16 protein-coding genes and 1 pseudogene are annotated in these 16,737 nt (G+C 56.3%); 9 read left to right on the top strand and 8 right to left on the bottom strand.

Annotated features, from left to right (window positions below; all coding sequences use genetic code 11):
* Window positions 1-8: 8 nt before the first annotated feature.
* Entirely contained in the window at window positions 9-500 is a 492-nt protein-coding gene (locus ABLU80_RS16490; RefSeq protein WP_335208691.1) for a YhcH/YjgK/YiaL family protein, read from the top strand.
* Complete coding sequence (locus ABLU80_RS16485) at window positions 497-1,768, top strand: MFS transporter (protein WP_015368950.1); 1,272 nt, start codon at window positions 497-499, stop codon at window positions 1,766-1,768. Before ABLU80_RS16490 ends, ABLU80_RS16485 begins: the two co-directional genes overlap by 4 nt.
* Window positions 1,769-1,813: 45 nt before the next feature.
* Here the strand turns inward: ABLU80_RS16485 and rhaM are convergent, their stop codons facing one another.
* The 5 genes from rhaM to rhaB all read right to left on the bottom strand — a co-directional run bounded on the left by rhaM (window position 1,814) and on the right by rhaB (window position 6,933).
* The gene (rhaM, locus tag ABLU80_RS16480; RefSeq protein WP_015368949.1) at window positions 1,814-2,128 is read right to left on the bottom strand and encodes an L-rhamnose mutarotase; all 315 of its coding nucleotides are present in this window, start codon (window positions 2,126-2,128) and stop codon (window positions 1,814-1,816) included.
* Window positions 2,125-3,273 carry a lactaldehyde reductase gene (gene fucO / locus ABLU80_RS16475; protein ID WP_047080262.1) on the bottom strand — a complete coding sequence of 383 codons (1,149 nt, stop codon included), beginning with the start codon at window positions 3,271-3,273 and terminating at the stop codon, window positions 2,125-2,127. Before fucO ends, rhaM begins: the two co-directional genes overlap by 4 nt.
* A 31-nt stretch (window positions 3,274-3,304) precedes the next feature.
* The gene (gene rhaD / locus ABLU80_RS16470; protein ID WP_047080261.1) at window positions 3,305-4,129 is read right to left on the bottom strand and encodes a rhamnulose-1-phosphate aldolase; all 825 of its coding nucleotides are present in this window, start codon (window positions 4,127-4,129) and stop codon (window positions 3,305-3,307) included.
* A gap of 81 nt (window positions 4,130-4,210) precedes the next feature.
* The gene (gene rhaA, locus ABLU80_RS16465) at window positions 4,211-5,470 is read right to left on the bottom strand and encodes an L-rhamnose isomerase (protein ID WP_045378815.1); all 1,260 of its coding nucleotides are present in this window, start codon (window positions 5,468-5,470) and stop codon (window positions 4,211-4,213) included.
* Window positions 5,467-6,933, bottom strand: a complete 1,467-nt coding sequence (rhaB, locus tag ABLU80_RS16460; protein WP_059304592.1) for a rhamnulokinase — start codon at window positions 6,931-6,933, stop codon at window positions 5,467-5,469. Before rhaB ends, rhaA begins: the two co-directional genes overlap by 4 nt.
* A gap of 311 nt (window positions 6,934-7,244) precedes the next feature.
* On the opposite strand from rhaB, the gene rhaS reads away from it, so the two are divergent.
* Together rhaS and rhaR are read left to right on the top strand one after the other, a co-directional pair.
* Window positions 7,245-8,081 (top strand): HTH-type transcriptional activator RhaS, encoded by an 837-nt coding sequence (gene rhaS, locus ABLU80_RS16455; RefSeq protein ID WP_047080259.1) that lies wholly within the window; start codon window positions 7,245-7,247, stop codon window positions 8,079-8,081.
* A gap of 72 nt (window positions 8,082-8,153) precedes the next feature.
* The gene (gene rhaR, locus ABLU80_RS16450) at window positions 8,154-9,002 is read left to right on the top strand and encodes an HTH-type transcriptional activator RhaR (RefSeq protein ID WP_047080258.1); all 849 of its coding nucleotides are present in this window, start codon (window positions 8,154-8,156) and stop codon (window positions 9,000-9,002) included.
* A 7-nt stretch (window positions 9,003-9,009) separates the two neighbouring features.
* On the opposite strand, the pseudogene rhaT reads toward rhaR, so the two are convergent.
* Window positions 9,010-10,043 (bottom strand): annotated as a pseudogene (gene rhaT, locus ABLU80_RS16445) (L-rhamnose/proton symporter RhaT).
* 290 nt (window positions 10,044-10,333) lie between these two features.
* Between rhaT and sodA the strand changes: the two are divergent.
* Both sodA and yiiM read left to right on the top strand, forming a co-directional pair.
* On the top strand, window positions 10,334-10,954 hold the full coding sequence (gene sodA / locus ABLU80_RS16440) for a superoxide dismutase [Mn] (RefSeq protein WP_015368940.1): 621 nt from the start codon (window positions 10,334-10,336) through the stop codon (window positions 10,952-10,954).
* Window positions 10,955-11,026: 72 nt separating this feature from the next.
* Window positions 11,027-11,701, top strand: coding sequence for a 6-hydroxyaminopurine reductase (yiiM, locus tag ABLU80_RS16435; RefSeq protein WP_348850214.1), 675 nt, complete (start codon window positions 11,027-11,029; stop codon window positions 11,699-11,701).
* Between the two features lie 62 nt (window positions 11,702-11,763).
* On the opposite strand, the gene cpxA is transcribed toward yiiM, so the two are convergent.
* Complete coding sequence (cpxA, locus tag ABLU80_RS16430) at window positions 11,764-13,137, bottom strand: envelope stress sensor histidine kinase CpxA (protein WP_015368938.1); 1,374 nt, start codon at window positions 13,135-13,137, stop codon at window positions 11,764-11,766.
* Window positions 13,134-13,832, bottom strand: a complete 699-nt coding sequence (gene cpxR, locus ABLU80_RS16425; RefSeq protein ID WP_015368937.1) for an envelope stress response regulator transcription factor CpxR — start codon at window positions 13,830-13,832, stop codon at window positions 13,134-13,136. Before cpxR ends, cpxA begins: the two co-directional genes overlap by 4 nt.
* Window positions 13,833-13,981: 149 nt before the next feature.
* Between cpxR and cpxP the strand changes: the two genes are divergently transcribed.
* The 3 genes from cpxP (at window position 13,982) to pfkA (ending at window position 16,705) form a co-directional block, all read left to right on the top strand.
* Complete coding sequence (cpxP, locus tag ABLU80_RS16420; RefSeq protein WP_015368936.1) at window positions 13,982-14,485, top strand: cell-envelope stress modulator CpxP; 504 nt, start codon at window positions 13,982-13,984, stop codon at window positions 14,483-14,485.
* A gap of 157 nt (window positions 14,486-14,642) precedes the next feature.
* Window positions 14,643-15,539, top strand: coding sequence for a CDF family cation-efflux transporter FieF (gene fieF, locus ABLU80_RS16415; RefSeq protein ID WP_015368935.1), 897 nt, complete (start codon window positions 14,643-14,645; stop codon window positions 15,537-15,539).
* Window positions 15,540-15,742: 203 nt separating this feature from the next.
* Window positions 15,743-16,705 (top strand): 6-phosphofructokinase, encoded by a 963-nt coding sequence (gene pfkA, locus ABLU80_RS16410; RefSeq protein ID WP_015368934.1) that lies wholly within the window; start codon window positions 15,743-15,745, stop codon window positions 16,703-16,705.
* Window positions 16,706-16,737: the final 32 nt, after the last annotated feature.

Genomic DNA, 16,737 nt, shown 5'->3' with positions numbered 1-16,737 from the left:
GGATCATTATGATCGTATCGAGTCTGCAGGCGTGGCCTGCGCAACAGGCCGCGTTTCATCCGGCGATCCGCCAGGCGCTGGCGTTTATCGCCAGCCAGGATTTCCAGCGCTTCGCGCCGGGGAAAATCGACCTGATCCCCGGGAAACTTTTCTGCCTGCTGCAGGAGATGGAGAGCGTGCCTTTCGCGCAGGCACAGCCGGAGTCGCACAAGCAGTTTATTGATATTCAGTATCTGATTTCCGGCGAGGAGCGGATGGGTGTCAGCCGCGCAGAAAGCGGCTGTCCTCGCGTTACCGAGGATCGGACGCCGCAGCAGGACATCCTGTTCTGGCACGTCGAAGATGAGGAGATGCAGATAACCCTGAAGCCCGGCATGTTCGCCATTTTCTTTCCCCAGGACATCCATCGTCCCTGCTGCCATCCGCGCGATGGCGAGCGGCAACATATCCGTAAAGCGGTGATGAAAATCGATCGCGCCTTGCTGGAGGAGGGTTTATGAGTTCGCTAAATCAAACGGCGGCTGAAGCGATTGCGGCGCCGAAACTCTCGCGTCGACGTTGGGGCATTATTTTAATCCTGCTGCTGGCCGCGGTGGTCAATTACCTCGATCGCGCCAACCTGAGTATCGCGAACACCACCATCGCCAGGGAGTTTGGCTTCTCTGGTACTGAAATGGGGCTGCTATTGTCAGCGTTTCTCTGGCCCTATGCGCTGGCGAATTTGCCCGCCGGCTGGCTGGTAGACCGTTTCGGCGCGAAGAAAATGTTCAGCGGCGCGCTGGGATTGTGGTCAGCGGTAACGTTCTTAATGGGTTTCGTGAATACCTATAGCTTCTTCTATGGTTTGCGCATGCTGCTGGGCGTGGCGGAGTCACCGTTCTTCACTTCCGGTATCAAGATCACCCAGAGCTGGTTCTCGGAGAAAGAGCGCGGGCTGCCGACATCGATTATCAATACCGGTTCGCAAATCGCCAATGCGATAGCGCCGCCGGTGCTGACTATTTTGCTGTTATGGATCGGCTGGCGCGGCATGTTCATGGTTGTCGGCCTGCTCGGACTGCCATTGTTGCTGGCGTGGCTTAAATTTTATCGCGACCCGGACGCGCGCGAGGCGATGCTGATAAACACCGGCAAAGTCATGCGTCCCGAAGGTGAGCAGCCGAAGGTCAGCTGGGGCGAACTGTTTCGCCGGAAAACCACGTGGTTCATGATTGCCGGTAACTTCTGCATCATGTTTACCATTTGGGTTTATCTGACATGGCTGCCGGGATATCTGGAAACCTCGCTGGGCTTTAGCCTCAAGCAGACCGGTTTTATCGCCTCGATTCCTTTCTTTGCCGGTATTATCGGTGTGCTGTGTGGCGGGATGCTTTCTGACAGACTGGTGCGTAAAGGGATGAACGCCGTTACCGCGCGTAAAGTGCCGATTGTGGCGGGTGCCGCGCTGGCGGCCTGTTTCGTGATGCCGATTCCGTTTGTTGATAATAGCGGCGTTGCGATCGCCCTGCTGACGCTGGGCTACTTCTGTTCACAAATGCCTTCCGGCGTGATCTGGACGTTAGCGACCGATATGGCGCCGAAAGAACAGGTCGCCTCATTGGGTGCTATCCAGAACTTTGGCGGCTTTCTCGGCGCGGCGCTGGCGCCGATTATCACCGGCATTATTCTTGATGCTACCGGGCACTTTACCAACGTATTTATTCTCGGTGGAATACTGCTGTTTATGGGCGCCTGCTGCTACGGTTTCTTTGTGCGCAAAAATGCCTAATCCCTCTGGTAGCAAAAACGCCTGATTGTTCAGGCGTTTTCTTTATTACGCAAGGTAAAACACTTCACTCAGTTCAGCGCTTAGCGGGCTGTTATCCGGATTCGTCGGCATCACCTCGCGCATATAGCGCCACCAGCGTTGGCAGACCTCGGTTTCCGCCACCGCATTCCAGCGAGCTTCCGATTCAATTTCCACCGTGGCGAATAGCAGATGGCGCTGTTTGTCGAGATAGATTGCATAGTGGTGCGCGCCATGCGCTTTCAGCGTCGCTTCCAGTTCCGGCCAGATGGGATTATGACGGCGCCGATACTCCTCGTGGGCGTCGGGATTGACCTGCATCACGAAGGCTTTACGGATCATAACGCCTCCAGGTACAGCTCGCGTACCTCGTCGCGGCTGGCGCTGCGCGGGTTACAGGGCGCGCAGGGGTCGGCCAGCGCTTTATCCAGCCAGCCTTCGATATCAGCCTTACTCACGCCAAGCTGACTAAAACCTTCAGGAATACCGACTCGTTTGCTCAACGCGCGAATCGCGTTAATCGCCGCCATGCTGGCGGTTTCATCGCTCATGCCGCGCGTATCGACGCCCATCGCCTGGGCGATGCGGGCAAAACGCGCCATCGCGTTCGGGCGGTTAAAGTTTTCGATAATCGGTAGCAGGATGGCATTACAAACGCCGTGCGGCAAATTGTGGGTTGCGCCCGGCTGATGCGCCAGCGCGTGTACCAGACCAAGACCTGCGCTGTTGAACGCCATCCCTGCCAGATACTGGCCGTATGCCATCTGCTCGCGGGCCTGCAGATTGTGCCCGTCATCGACGGCCAGCGGCAGCCACTGGTGAATTAAGCGAATCGCTTCCAGCGCGTTGGCGTCGGTCAGCGGATGGGCGCCAACGGAGACAAACGCCTCGATAGCGTGGGTTAACGCATCCATACCGGTCGCGGCGGTAACCGACGGCGGAATATCCAGCATGACGCTGGCATCGTCGACGGCAATATCCGGGATGATGTTCGGGTCGATGATGACCTCTTTCACCTGACGTTCGCTATCGATAATCACCGCGTTGCTGGTCATTTCGGCGGCGGTTCCGGCGGTGGTGTTAATTGCCACCAGCGGCACGCCGGCATTTTTCACTTTGCCCACGCCGGAATAGGCCGTCGACGGCGCTGGGTTAGCGCTGAGGATTTTCACCGCCTTAGCGGTATCGATCGGGCTGCCGCCGCCGAAGGCGATAATATAGTCACACTTCGCCGCACGGAATGCGGCGATACCTTGCTGAACCAGCGCTTCGGTTGGGTTAGGAAAGACGTTATCGAACAGATGATAAGACAGTTGATGTGCTTCCAGCGCCTGGAAAAGGCTATCGAGCAGGCCCATTTCCACCAGATGACCGTCGGTGACAATCAGCGCTTTTCCCCATTGCTTGTCCGCCACCAGGTTCACCATATCGCCGATCGCGCCCGCGCCATGCAGGCTGATTTTCGGCAGTGCCAACATAAAGCTCATGATTATTCTCCTTAAAAGGCGGCTCGCTTTCTTAGAGCGCCAGCGCGCTGGCCAGCGGCGTGACGCCAAATCGTTGGGCTAACGCAATCAACTCTTCGCGGCTTATCGTCTGTTTCATGCCGCCCATCGAATAGACTTTCACCAATACCTCAGCGGACTTCTCGGCGGTATCGATCAGGCCGAAAGTTTCATCCAGCGTCGGGCCGCTGCCGAAGACGCCGTGGAATGGCCACAGCACCAGAGAATGTTTCTGCATTTCGCCGGCAGTCGCCTGGCCAATCTCGTCGGTACCCGGCACCATCCACGGCAGAATGCCAACGCCGTCCGGGAACACCACCAGGCATTCGGTGCTGCCTTCCCATAGCTTGCGGGTGAACAGATCGCTGTTGTTCTCCAGCACGTAGGTCAGGGCAATCAGGTTGGTGGCATGGCAGTGCATGATCACGCGGTCTTTGCCGCCGGTGGCTTTGATGCGCTCGCAATGCGAAAGGAAATGTGCCGGTAGTTCCGACGTCGGCACAGCTTCTTCCGTCAGTCCCCACAGAATGAAGTAGCCCGCGCCGTCGCTGTCCACTTTCACTACCCCGAGATTGGCGGCGGGATCGAGCTGCACATTACGGAAGAATTTACCGGATCCGGTGACGATAAACGGCTGATTAGCCAGTTCCGGCATCGGCTGGCTTAAGGCGATATAGCGCGGTTGGGGGTGAAAATCGGCTTTGAAGGGCGCGATATCCGCTTCATCCAGGCGCAGCGTCAGATTGCCGCCGTTACGTTCGTCCCAGCCTTTAAGCCAGGCGTCGGAGGTGGCTTTGATCATGCCCTGAACGAACCATGAATTGATAATGTTGTGCATAGTCTTGTCTTTCCTGTTGATTCGCAATAGGTGTGACTCCCCGAATAAGCCCTGTGCGGTGCAATCCGGGGAAGTCAGGCATTAGCCGCGCTGGCTCAGCACGTCTTTTTCATAGGTCCGCACGTTTTCCAGCCACTGGCTGCCTGCCGGGGTATCGTGACGTTGGCAGTACATTTCCCAGATGGCCTGCCACGGCAGCGATTTCTGCTCTTCGAGCAGCGCCAGGCGGGCGGTGTAATCACCGTCGTTTTCCAGCTGGCGCAGCAGCGCCGTCGGCTCCAGCAGCGCGCGCAGCAGGGCTTTTTTCATATTGCGGGTACCGATAACCCACGCCGCGATGCGGTTGATGGAGGCATCAAAGAAGTCGAGGCCGATATGCACGCGGTCGAACAGGTTGTGGCGGATAATTTCGCTGGCGATGGCCTGGGTTTCGTCATCCAGCAGCACCACGTGATCGCTGTCCCAGCGTACCGGGCGGCTGACGTGCAGCAGCAGGCGCGGGATATAGAGCATGGCGGCGGAGATTTTGTCGGAGATGACTTCCGTCGGATGGAAGTGGCCGGCATCCAGGCACAATGCGGTTTGACGGCTGGCGGCGTAGCCCATGTAGAATTCATTGGAACCAACGGTATAGCTTTCGGCGCCGATACCGAACAGTTTGCTCTCAACGGCGTCGATATGGTGCGCCGGATCGAGTTTTTCACTGATGACCTCATCCAGCGCGTTCAGCAGCCGCTGGCGCGGGGCGAAGCGGTCGACGGTAATATCTTTCATGCCGTCCGGCACCCAAATATTCATTACCGATGGCGTCCCAAGCTGCTCGCCGAAATAAGCGGATATGCGGCGGCTGGCTTTGCAGTGATCGATCCAGAACTGACGAATCTCCGGATTGGCGTGCGACAGCGTAAAGCCGTCGGCGCTTAGCGGATGTGAGAAGCAGGAAGGGTTAAAATCGAGCCCCAACTGGTGGCGTTTGGCCCATTCCACCCAGTGCTTAAAGTGTTCCGGCTTGATTTCGTTACGCGCTACCGGCGTGGTGGATTCGAGATAAATCGCGTGCAGATTAAGGCGCTTCGGCCCCGGTATCAGGCTTAGCGCCTGTTCGAGATCGGCGCGTAGCTCCTGGGCATTACGCGCTTTGCCGGGATAGTTGCCGGTGGCCTGAATGCCGCCGGTTAAGCTGCCTTCCGGGTTTTCAAAGCCCGCCACGTCATCGCCCTGCCAGCAGTGCATTGACACCGGCAGGCGGTCCAGCTGGCGCAGAGCTTCTTCGGCATCAACGCCGATGGCGGCATAGCGCTGCTTAGCAATTTCCCAGGCTTGTTCAAGTTGAGTGGTCATGCGCAAAGCTCCTTCGTAGGTTGTGGCTGAAATTGCGCGACGAAGCGGGCAATTTCGCTATCTGAATGTGGGGTGAACGTGGTGAGCGACGCGTTGTCGCCTACCACCTGACGGAATTCATCGACGTTGTGCAGTTCATCCAGCGTCATCAGCTGGATGCCGATATTGCCAAGCGTGGAGGCTTCAATGGGGCCGGCCACCACCGGCAGGCCGCAGGCATCGGCGCATAGCTGGTTAAGCAGCGCGTTCTGGCAGCCGCCGCCGACGATATGCAGCTGGCTGAAAGGGTGGCCGCGGAGTGCCGCCAGTTCGCCCAATACCCGGGCATACAGCAGCGCCAGGCTGTCAAAAATGCAGCGCGCCAGTTCGGCGGGAGTGACCGGGATCGGCTGGGCGGACTCCGCGCAGGCGGCCTGAATTTCGGCGCTCATATTGGCCGGGTTGATAAAGCGATCGTTATTGCAATCAATCAGATAACGACAGGCCGGTAGCTGCGCCGTGTCGACAATCAGCGCCTGCAGATCGCTAATGTTCTGCTCCTGCAGTACCTGCTGCAGCAGCCACAGGCCCATGATGTTTTTCAGTACCCGATAACGCCCCTCGGCGCCGCCTTCATTGGTGATATTCGCCTTCAGTGCCTGCTGGCTGGTGTAAGGCGTTTTACTTTCAAAGCCCATCAGCGACCAGGTGCCCGATGAGAGATAGGCGGCATTTTTGTCCGCCAGCGGCGAGGCGATCACGGCGCTGGCCGTATCGTGGCTGGCGACGGCGACCACCGGGATGCGGTTACCCTGCGGGCAGATCCAGTGGCCGATAACATTGCCCGGATGCGTCGGCGTACCGAACCAGTCCGGCTGCGCGCCGCTCCAGCGGATCAGCTCGTCATCCCAGTTATCGCTATTGATATTGACCAGTTGCGTGGTGGTGGCGTTGGTATATTCCCAGTTCATCGCGCCGGTCAGGCGGTAGCTGAAGTAGTCTGGGATCAGCAGCGCATGGGCAACCTGTTCCGCCAGCGCCGGCTGCTGGCTGACCAGCGCCCGCAATTGATAAAGGGTGTTAAACGGCAGAAACTGGATGCCGCTGCGGCAGTAGATATTGGCGCGGCCAAGTTGTTCGATTGCCTGCGCCATCAGGCCGTGAGTGCGGCTATCGCGGTAGGAAACCGGCAGGCCGACGCGCTGGCCGCGCTTATCCAGCAAGACGAAATCAACGCCCCAGGTGTCGATACCGATGCTGTCGATCAGGATCCCCTGTTCGCATACTTTCACCAGCCCACAACGAATTTCCGCTTCCAGGCTATCGATATCCCAGCAATTGTAGCCATCCACTTTCTGCAGGCGATTAATGAAACGGTGAACTTCACGCAGCGTTAGCGATCGCGTCGCGGTGTCATAATTCGCGAGCATGACCCGACCGCTGGAAGCGCCTAAATCAACGGCGACACAATGACGAATACTCATGGCACGACCCTTCTTAAAATCATTACAGGCAGTCTAAAAAAGGCGTCTCTGCGTCACCTTCTCGCTACTGACAGCGAAAGCGGGCGGCTGGCAACACAGCAAAGGTGACCGTGAGAAGCGTCACAGTTTCGTTTTATGGGCGGCGCGAGGCGGGGTGTGATGCTGGCCGCAGTTCCGGATATTTCCGGCTGGTTCTTGAAAAAACGGCAGGCTTTACGCGGTTTGCGGTCAAAAATTGAAGGCCGGATTGCCGGCCCTTAATTACTATTTGCGACGACGGTTGATAATTTTTCTCATTCGTGGAGGCTGCTATGACCGTGTTGCACAGTACGGATTTCTTTAAGGCCGGCGTCTCGGCGGTGGCGATTGAACCGCGTCTTCCTCAAGCGGCCTTTCCAGAGCATCACCATGATTTTCATGAGATTGTTATCGTTGAGCAGGGTACGGGCATTCACGTTTTCAACGGCCAGCCCTATACCATCAGCGGCGGTTCGGTCTGCTTTATTCGCGATCACGATCGTCATCTTTACGAACACACCAATAACCTGTGTCTGACCAACGTGCTCTACCGCGCGCCGGATGCTTTTCGTTTTCTGACTGGCGTGAACCAGCTGCTGCCGCAGGAGCAGGACGGTAACTATCTTTCACACTGGCGGGTCAACCAGACGGTACTGCAGCAGGTGCGGCAAATCGTCGGCCAGATGGAAAAGATCGGCCCTGGCGTCGAGCCGCATACCATCGCCAGCCGTGAAATCCTTTTTATGCAGCTACTGGTGCTACTGCACAGCAACAGCCTGGCGGAAGGCGCCGGCAACCACGAGGCGCGGCTGAATCAGCTGATGGCCTGGCTGGAAGACCATTTTGCCGAAGAGATATGCTGGGAGGAGGTAGCGGCGCGGTTTTCGCTCTCTTTACGCACCCTGCATCGCCAGTTAAAGCTGCAAACCGGGCTGACGCCCCAGCGCTACCTCAACCGGGTGCGCCTGATGAAAGCGCGGCACCTGCTGCGCCACAGCGATGATAGCGTGACAGAAATCGCTTATCGCTGCGGTTTTGGCGACAGTAACCATTTTTCGACGCTATTTCGCCGTGAATTCGACTGGTCGCCGCGCGATATTCGCCAGGGGCGCGACGCTATTCTTCAGTAACGCGAGAAGAGTCAACGTATTGCCTCACCAAAATGCGAATAATGGTTGGTTTCCGCGTCGGGAGTGAGAGTTGTGGCAGGTCAGCTGGTGCTTCGCAAAGATGAGTTTTTTGCCTCCCCCTCGCAGGCGGTGGCGGTGGCTGACCGCTACCCGCAAAACGTCTTCGCCGAGCATACCCATGAATTTTGCGAGCTGGTGCTGGTGTGGCGCGGCAACGGTCTGCATATCCTCAACGATCGCCCGTGGCGGATTACCCGCGGCGATCTCTTTTATATTCGCGCGGAAGATAAACACTCTTATGCGTCGGTCAACGACTTGGTGCTGCAGAATATTATTTATTGCCCGGATCGGCTGCGGCTCAATTTTGACTGGGCGGCGCATATTCCGGGATTATTCGGCACGCCGTGGCAGCCGCACTGGCGGATCGGCAGCAGCGGGATGGCGCAGGTCAGGCAGGTGATTAACCAGCTGGAGCACGAAAGCGCGCGGCAGGATGCGCAGGCGGATAGCATGGCGGAGCTGCTGTTTGCCCAACTGGTGTTGACGCTCCACCGCTATCGCTACGCCACTGATAACCTGGCGGCGACGCAAAGCGAAACACAGCTCGATAAACTGCTAACGGCGCTGGCCGGAAGTCTGAATCGCCCCTTTAATCTGGATAGCTTCTGTCTGCATGAAGGCTGCAGCGAACGTGCGTTACGCCAGCAGTTTCGCCAGCAAACGGGAATGACGATAACTCACTATTTGCGCCAGCTGCGGATCTGCCATGCGCAGTATTTACTGCAGCATACCGAGCGGTTAATCGGCGAGATCGCCATGCAGTGCGGGTTTGAGGACAGTAACTATTTTTCGGTGGTGTTTAATCGGGAAATTGGCATGACGCCGGGACAGTGGCGGCAGCGCAGTCGCGCCGCCGCGTAAGGGGAAATCAGTTAGCCATTCCCAGGCCGACGATATTCGCGGCGATGATAATCACCACGCAGCCGAGGCTGAGCACGCTGACCGGGCGGCGTCCGGCGTTGTTCCACTCTTTCAGCACCAGCCCAACCAGCCCGCCACACAGTACGTAGAAGCTCATATGCAGCATCCAGCTCATGTAGTCATACTGCGCCGGGATACTGGCGTGGCCCCAGGCATAGAAGAAGAACTGCAGATACCACATTAGCCCGCCCAATGCGGAAAGCAAAATGTTGCTGATGATAAGCGGTTTTGCCAGTGAGAAGTCGGCTTTTAGCGACAAATCCTTCACTTTGGCAAGGCGAATAAAACAAAAGCCGAGGTTAACCAGCGCGCCGCCGCCCATGATCACCACGTAGCTTGGCAGCGCGGTATACAGCGGGTCGACGCCCAGCGCCGCGGCGGCTTCATGCATTGGTTTAGCGGCGTTCATCGCAAATGACATGCCGGCGGAGAAAATACCGCACATTACCGCCAGCATCAGCCCTTTTTTCAGGTTGAACTCTTCCGCTTTGATGCCCATTTTGCGCTCTTTAAGCTGGCCGGCGCGAGTGACGATACCCACGCCAATCACTGCCACCAGCACGCCGAGCAGGGTCATTTGTCCGCCTTTGGTGTGAATCAACACATCAAAGTGGCCGTTGAGGATCGGCGTCATTAAGGTGCCGACGATAAGCGTAATGCCGATAGCGATACCGATACCCATCGACATCCCCAGATAGCGCATGGTCAGGCCATAGTTGATGTTACCTATGCCCACATCGCGCCGAACAAAAACACCGGCAGCAGCGTGGAAGCGCTAAATGAGCGATAGTAGGCCCAGAAATCGGGCAGCAGCATGGCGCTTATCGCCCACGGCAGAATTAGCCAGGAAACAATCCCGCCGATCGACCACATGGTTTCCCACGACCAGTGTTTCACCTTCTTGAAAGGGGCATAAAAACAGGCGGCACTGGCGGCGCCGATTAAATGCCAAAAAATTCCCATCGTAATCGCATGATTCATTGCCTTTACCCTCATCTGTGTTGGGTTGGATAGACTCTCTCCGATGCGATGAGTGTAAAAATTGCGCAGTTTTTACGCCTTTGAGCTGTTGCCACCTCAGACGAAACTCTGGCAATCAGGGGCTTAATGGGTTGTTTTGGCTCACAAACCGGCGTGTATCTATTTTGGGTATAACCTTAGTAAAACTACGGCATTGATAATCATTTTCAATATCATTTAATTAACTATAATGAACCGACTGCTTACGCGGCGTTAACACCCTCTGCCGCCCGATAATAATGGAGATGATTATGAGTTATACACTGCCATCCCTGCCGTACGCTTACGATGCTCTGGAACCGCATTTCGACAAGCAGACGATGGAGATCCATCATACTAAGCATCACCAGACCTACGTTAACAACGCTAACGCAGCGCTGGAAAGCCTGCCGGAATTCGCTAACCTGTCCGCGGAAGAGCTGATCACTAAGCTTGATCAACTGCCGGCTGACAAAAAAACCGTACTGCGTAACAACGCGGGCGGCCACGCTAACCACAGCCTGTTCTGGAAAGGCCTGAAAACCGGCACCACCCTGCAGGGCGACCTGAAAGCCGCTATCGAGCGTGATTTCGGTTCTGTGGACAACTTCAAAGCTGAATTCGAAAAAGCGGCAGCAACCCGCTTTGGTTCCGGCTGGGCGTGGCTGGTGCTGAAAGGCGACAAACTCGCCGTCGTTTCTACCGCTAACCAGGACTCCCCGCTGATGGGCGAAGCCATTTCCGGCGCTTCCGGCTTCCCGATTATCGGCCTGGATGTGTGGGAACACGCTTACTACCTGAAATTCCAGAACCGCCGTCCGGACTACATCAAAGCCTTCTGGGACGTGGTTAACTGGGACGAAGCAGCAGCGCGTTTTGCCGCCAAAAAATAAGGTTGCATTGTGCTAAGAGAGAAGCGAGTCTGATGACTCGCTTTTTTTATATCCGTAGCAAGGAGAGCAGCAATGCATCATCCGGTGAATGTCTTTGTCGGCAAAATCAGGGACTACGACGGTAGCCGCCCCAGCGCAATTGGCAAAATCCAGGTCGATGGCGAATTACAGCTCGGCGATCTCGGGCTGGAAGGGGACGAGCAGGCGGAAAAGAAAATTCACGGCGGGCCGGATCGCGCGCTGTGCCACTATCCCCGCGAGCATTACCTCGACTGGATCCGCGAATTCCCGCAGCAGGCCGATCTGTTCTGCGCCCCCGCATTCGGCGAAAACCTTTCTACCGAAGGGCTAACGGAAAAAAACGTCTATATCGGCGATATCTTTCGTTGGGGCGAGGCGCTAATTCAGGTCACTCAACCGCGCTCTCCCTGCTTCAAACTGAATTACCATTTCGGTATTAGCGATATGGCGCAACTGATGCAAAACAGCGGCAAGGTTGGCTGGCTCTACCGCATTATCGCCGGCGGCCGGGTTTCCAGTGATGCGCCGCTGGAGCTGGTATCGCGTCTGAGCGACGTGAGCGTGCATGAGGCTGGTGCGATTGCCTGGCATATGCCGTTTGATGACGACCAGTATCACCGTCTGCTATCGGCGGCAGGCCTGTCGGTAAGCTGGAGCAGAACCATGCAGAAACGGCGTTTAAGCGGGCAGATCGAGGATAATTCGCGCAGATTATGGGGGAAATAATTCCCCCATATTGAACGTTGCAACCAGTAGCCCGGCTCAGCGTAGCGCAAGCCGGGACAGGGTTAAGTACGCTTATACAGCGGCAGCCAGATTGTTAAACGCAGCCCACCCAGCGGGCTATCGTCGGCTTTAACCCAGCCGCGATGTTGCTGAATCGCCGTTTCGACAATCGCCAGCCCCAGACCGGTGCCGCCGGACTCGCGATCGCGAGCCTCGTCGGTACGATAGAACGGACGGAAAATCTGTTCGCGATCCTCCGGGCTGACGCCCGGGCCGTCATCATCGACGTTGACCGTGATTCCGTCTTTATCCACCGAGAAACTGACGGAAATTTTCGTGTGCGAGTAGCGCAGCGCATTGCGCACGATATTTTCCAGCGCGCTTTCCAGCGCATTGGGGTTACCGTACAGCGGCCAGGGGCCCGGCGGATACTCAACGGTAAAGGATTTCCCCATCTGCTCGGCTTCAAATGCCGCGTTGTCCAGCACTTCGCCCCACAGCTGATTCGCTTTCACCGTCTCGCTGACCAGCGCGTTTTTCGCCTGATTACGCGACATCACCAGCAGGTCGTTGATCATGCTATCCAGCCGATGCGCTTCGGTTTCGATACGCTCCAGCTCTTTGCTTTCACCGCTGCGGCGGCGCAGCAACGCGGTGCCTAACTGCAGGCGGGTTAACGGCGTGCGCAGCTCGTGCGAAATATCTGATAGCAGCCGCTGCTGGCTGGTCATCATTCGCTCAAGCGCGGTCACCATCTGGTTGAAGCTGGCCCCGGCGGCCAGAAACTCCTGCGGGCCGGCTTCCAGCTCCGGATGCTGCCGCAGGTTGCCCTGGGCAACTTCGTCGGCGGCGTTTTTCAGCTTACGCGCCGGTTTCGCCAGGCTCCACGCCAGCCAGAGCAGCAGCGGGGCGCTGACCAGCATCGTCACGATAAGCAGTAATAGCGGACGGTCAAATAGCAGGTTGATGAAGTCCGATTGTGAAGTGCTGGCAGGGCGGATGAGATAAAGTTGATAATTATCTTCACCATCCCTGACGGAAAACGGGCCGACCATCTCCAGGCGTCCGTAACGCTTCTTCTGCGGATGATCGGCATTATCGGCCTGGCCGATAAAGTTACGAATGATCTGCATTTCGTTGCGTTCTGCGCCGATCACGCGGCCTTCGCTGGTGACCAGCAACAGTCGCTGCCCCGGCGGCGCCCACTTATCGATGGCGCGAAACAGACGTCGCCACCACATCAGGTCATTAGGCGGGTCGTTCGCCAGTTCGGCCTCGACGTGCTGCTCAATCATGATGCCCTGACGTTGCTCGCTTTCCAGCAGCTCGGTCATCTGGCGCGAGTCCAGCTTGGGCAACATCAGTACCAGCATCAACACCAGCGCCAGCGTGAGCCAGAAGATAGCGAAGATGCGTGCGGTTAAACTTCCAATCATGAAGCAGAAACCATCAGATAGCCGCGTCCGCGCAATGTTTTAAACCACGGATGGCCGTCTTTGCGCTCCGGCAGCTTACGCCGCAGGTTGGAAATATGCATATCGATAGCGCGGTCGAACGGCGTCAGCCGCTTGCCCAGCACTTCCTGGCTTAAGTGTTCACGTGACACCACCTGACCAAGATGCTGCGCCAGCAGATACAGCAGGGTGAACTCGGTGCCGGTCAGCTCCAGCGTTTGCCCATCAAAATTGGCTTCCTGACGACCCGGATTGAGGCTTAACGCATCCACTTCCAGGGTCGGAGAACCGGATTCGGTGGTCTGCTGCTGCTCGCTCCAGTGGGAACGACGCAGAATCGCGCGTATACGGGCCACCAGCTCGCGATCGTTAAACGGCTTAGGCAAATAGTCATCCGCCCCGAGTTCGAGGCCGAGAACGCGATCCAGCTCGCTTCCGCGCGCCGTTAGCATGATAACCGGGGTCTGGTGTGTCTGACGTAATTCTTTAAGCGTGTCGATACCGTTTTTCTTCGGCATCATCACATCAAGCAAAAGGAGATCAATGCTGTCGTCAAGAAGCGCCAGCGCCTGTTCACCGTCATGGGCAACGAGCACATTAAAACCTTCCATATCGAGCAGCTCTTTTAACAGGGAGGTGAGCTCCCGGTCATCATCAACTAACAGGATTTTATTCATTGTTTAAATACCTCCGAGGCAGAAATTACGTCATCAAGGCTCGCTAATCCATGACTTTACGTTGTTTTACACCCCCTGACGCATGTTTGCAGCCTGAATCGTAAACTGTCTCTCGTTGAATCGCGACACAAACGTTTTGGGAGTATGTGATGCGCAATGTTATCGCTGCCGTCATGGCCTCAACGCTGGCGCTAAGTGCTACTAGCCAAGCCGCTGAAGTCGTTACCGGCGTTAACTGGCTCCACGGTGAAGAGGGAGCCCAGCGCAGCGGCCAGAGCCATATGTTTGACGGCATAAGTCTAACCGAACAGCAACGACAGCAGTTACGGGATCTTATGCAACGGGCGCGCCATGACCGGCTCCCTGTTAATGTTAGCGAACTGGAGACAATGCATAGCCTTGTCACCGCAGATAAATTTGATGAAAGCGCTGTGCGCGCTCAGGCAGAAAAGATGGCGCAGGAACAGGTTGCCCGCCAGGTAGAAATGGCGAAAGTCCGCAACCAGATGTACCACCTGCTAACTCCTGAGCAGCAAGCGGTTTTAAATGCTAAGCACCAGCAGCGTATGGATCAGTTGCGTGAGGTTGCAAGGATGCAGAAAGGCTCAGCCATGATGCTTTCCAGTAGTAGCAGTACCGTGCAACCCAAGTAACAAACCCTGTTTTCCTTGCCATAGACACCATCCCTGTCTTCCCCCACATGATGTGGGGGTTTTTTTTGTCTTTTTTCGCCTCAGCCGCCGCATGCCCGTTCATCTTCCGGGTAAAAGTTCAGGTTATACTAAGCGCATCGCCGGAAAAGGAGCGTTTATGAATCAATCTTATGGGCGGCTGGTGAGTCGCGCGGCTATTGCCGCGACGGCGATGGCCTCCGTGTTACTTTTGATCAAAATTTTTGCGTGGTGGTATACCGGTTCGGTGAGTATTCTGGCGGCGCTGGTGGATTCGCTGGTAGATATTGCCGCCTCGCTGACCAACCTGCTGGTGGTGCGTTACTCGCTACAACCTGCTGATGAAGAACATACTTTTGGCCATGGGAAAGCGGAATCGCTGGCGGCGTTGGCGCAGAGCATGTTTATTTCCGGTTCGGCGTTGTTTCTGTTCCTGACCGGGATCCAGCATCTGATTCGCCCTGAACCGATGCAGGCGGCGGGCGTCGGGATGGTGGTGACGCTGATCGCCTTGATAAGCACCCTGATGCTGGTGACCTTTCAGCGCTGGGTGGTCAGAAAAACCCAGAGCCAAGCCGTGCGTGCGGATATGCTTCATTATCAGTCTGATGTTATGATGAACGGCGCTATTCTTATCGCCCTCGGCCTCTCCTGGTACGGCTGGCACCGCGCCGATGCGCTGTTTGCATTAGGGATTGGCATCTATATTTTATATAGCGCGCTGCGTATGGGTTACGACGCGGTGCAATCGTTATTAGACCGTGCGCTTCCGGATGAGGAACGTCAGGAAATCATCAGTATCGTGAACAGCTGGCCCGGCGTCAGCGGCGCGCACGATCTACGAACGCGGCAGTCAGGGCCGACTCGCTTTATTCAAATACATTTGGAAATGGAAGATAACCTCCCACTGGTACAGGCGCACGTGATCGCCGACCAGGTGGAGCAGGCTATTTTACGCCGTTTCCCGGGATCGGATGTCATCATCCATCAGGATCCCTGTTCTGTGGTGCCGCCGGCGCGGCAGGGCGTTTTTTGAGCTTTCGGTTATAGTCTGTAAACTCGATGTAAAAATGTGGGGCGGGTAGGCATTTTTTGTATAAATTACCGCCATTTGGTCTGACCTGAATCAATTCAGCCAGAAGCGTTTGATATACTATTGCAATTATCGTCGTGCACTCCTGGTATGGGAGCGCTTCAGGCAACAGGATTATTTTTTGCTTCCTAAGTTCAGAGGTAGTCATGATTAAGAAAATCGGTGTGTTGACAAGTGGCGGTGATGCGCCGGGCATGAACGCAGCAATTCGCGGCGTTGTGCGCGCGGCATTAACGGAAGGTCTGGAAGTTTTTGGAATCTATGACGGTTACCTCGGCCTGTATGAAGATCGCATGGTTCAGCTTGACCGTTACAGCGTGTCCGACATGATCAACCGTGGCGGTACCTTCCTCGGCTCCGCTCGTTTCCCGGAATTCCGCGAAGAGCATATTCGCGCTGTCGCCATTGAAAATATGAAAAAGCGCGGCCTGGACGCGCTGGTTGTTATCGGCGGCGACGGTTCCTATATGGGTGCGATGCGTCTGACCGAGATGGGTTTCCCTTGCATCGGCCTGCCGGGCACCATCGACAACGACATCAAAGGTACTGACTACACCATCGGTTTCTTTACCGCGCTGAGCACCGTTGTTGAAGCGATTGACCGCCTGCGTGACACCTCCTCTTCGCACCAGCGTATCTCTGTGGTGGAAGTGATGGGCCGCTATTGCGGCGATCTGACTCTGGCGGCGGCGATTGCCGGCGGCTGTGAGTTCATCATGGTGCCGGAAGTAGAATATACCCGTGACGATCTGGTGGCTGAAATCAAAGCCGGCATCGCGAAAGGTAAGAAACACGCGATCGTGGCCATCACCGAGCACATGTGCGACGTTGACGAACTGGCTAGCTTCATTGAGAAAGAAACGGGCCGTGAAACTCGTGCGACCGTGCTGGGTCACATTCAGCGCGGCGGCTCTCCGGTTCCTTACGACCGTATTCTGGCTTCCCGTATGGGCGCATATGCTATTGAACTGCTGCTGCAGGGCTTTGGCGGCCGCTGTGTTGGTATCCAGAACGAGAAGCTGGTTCACCACGACATCATTGATGCTATCGAAAATATGAAGCGTCCGTTCAAGTCTGACTGGATGGATTGCGCGAAGAAACTGTACTAAGTTTCGCGGCATAACAAAAAGGCCTTCTCAGT

The organism is Klebsiella sp. CN_Kp104 (genome assembly GCF_040064515.1).
GTDB classification, from domain to species: Bacteria; Pseudomonadota; Gammaproteobacteria; order Enterobacterales; family Enterobacteriaceae; genus Klebsiella; species Klebsiella aerogenes.
Note: the sequence above shows the minus strand (reverse complement) of the source record. Positions and strands in the feature narration are given on the sequence as shown.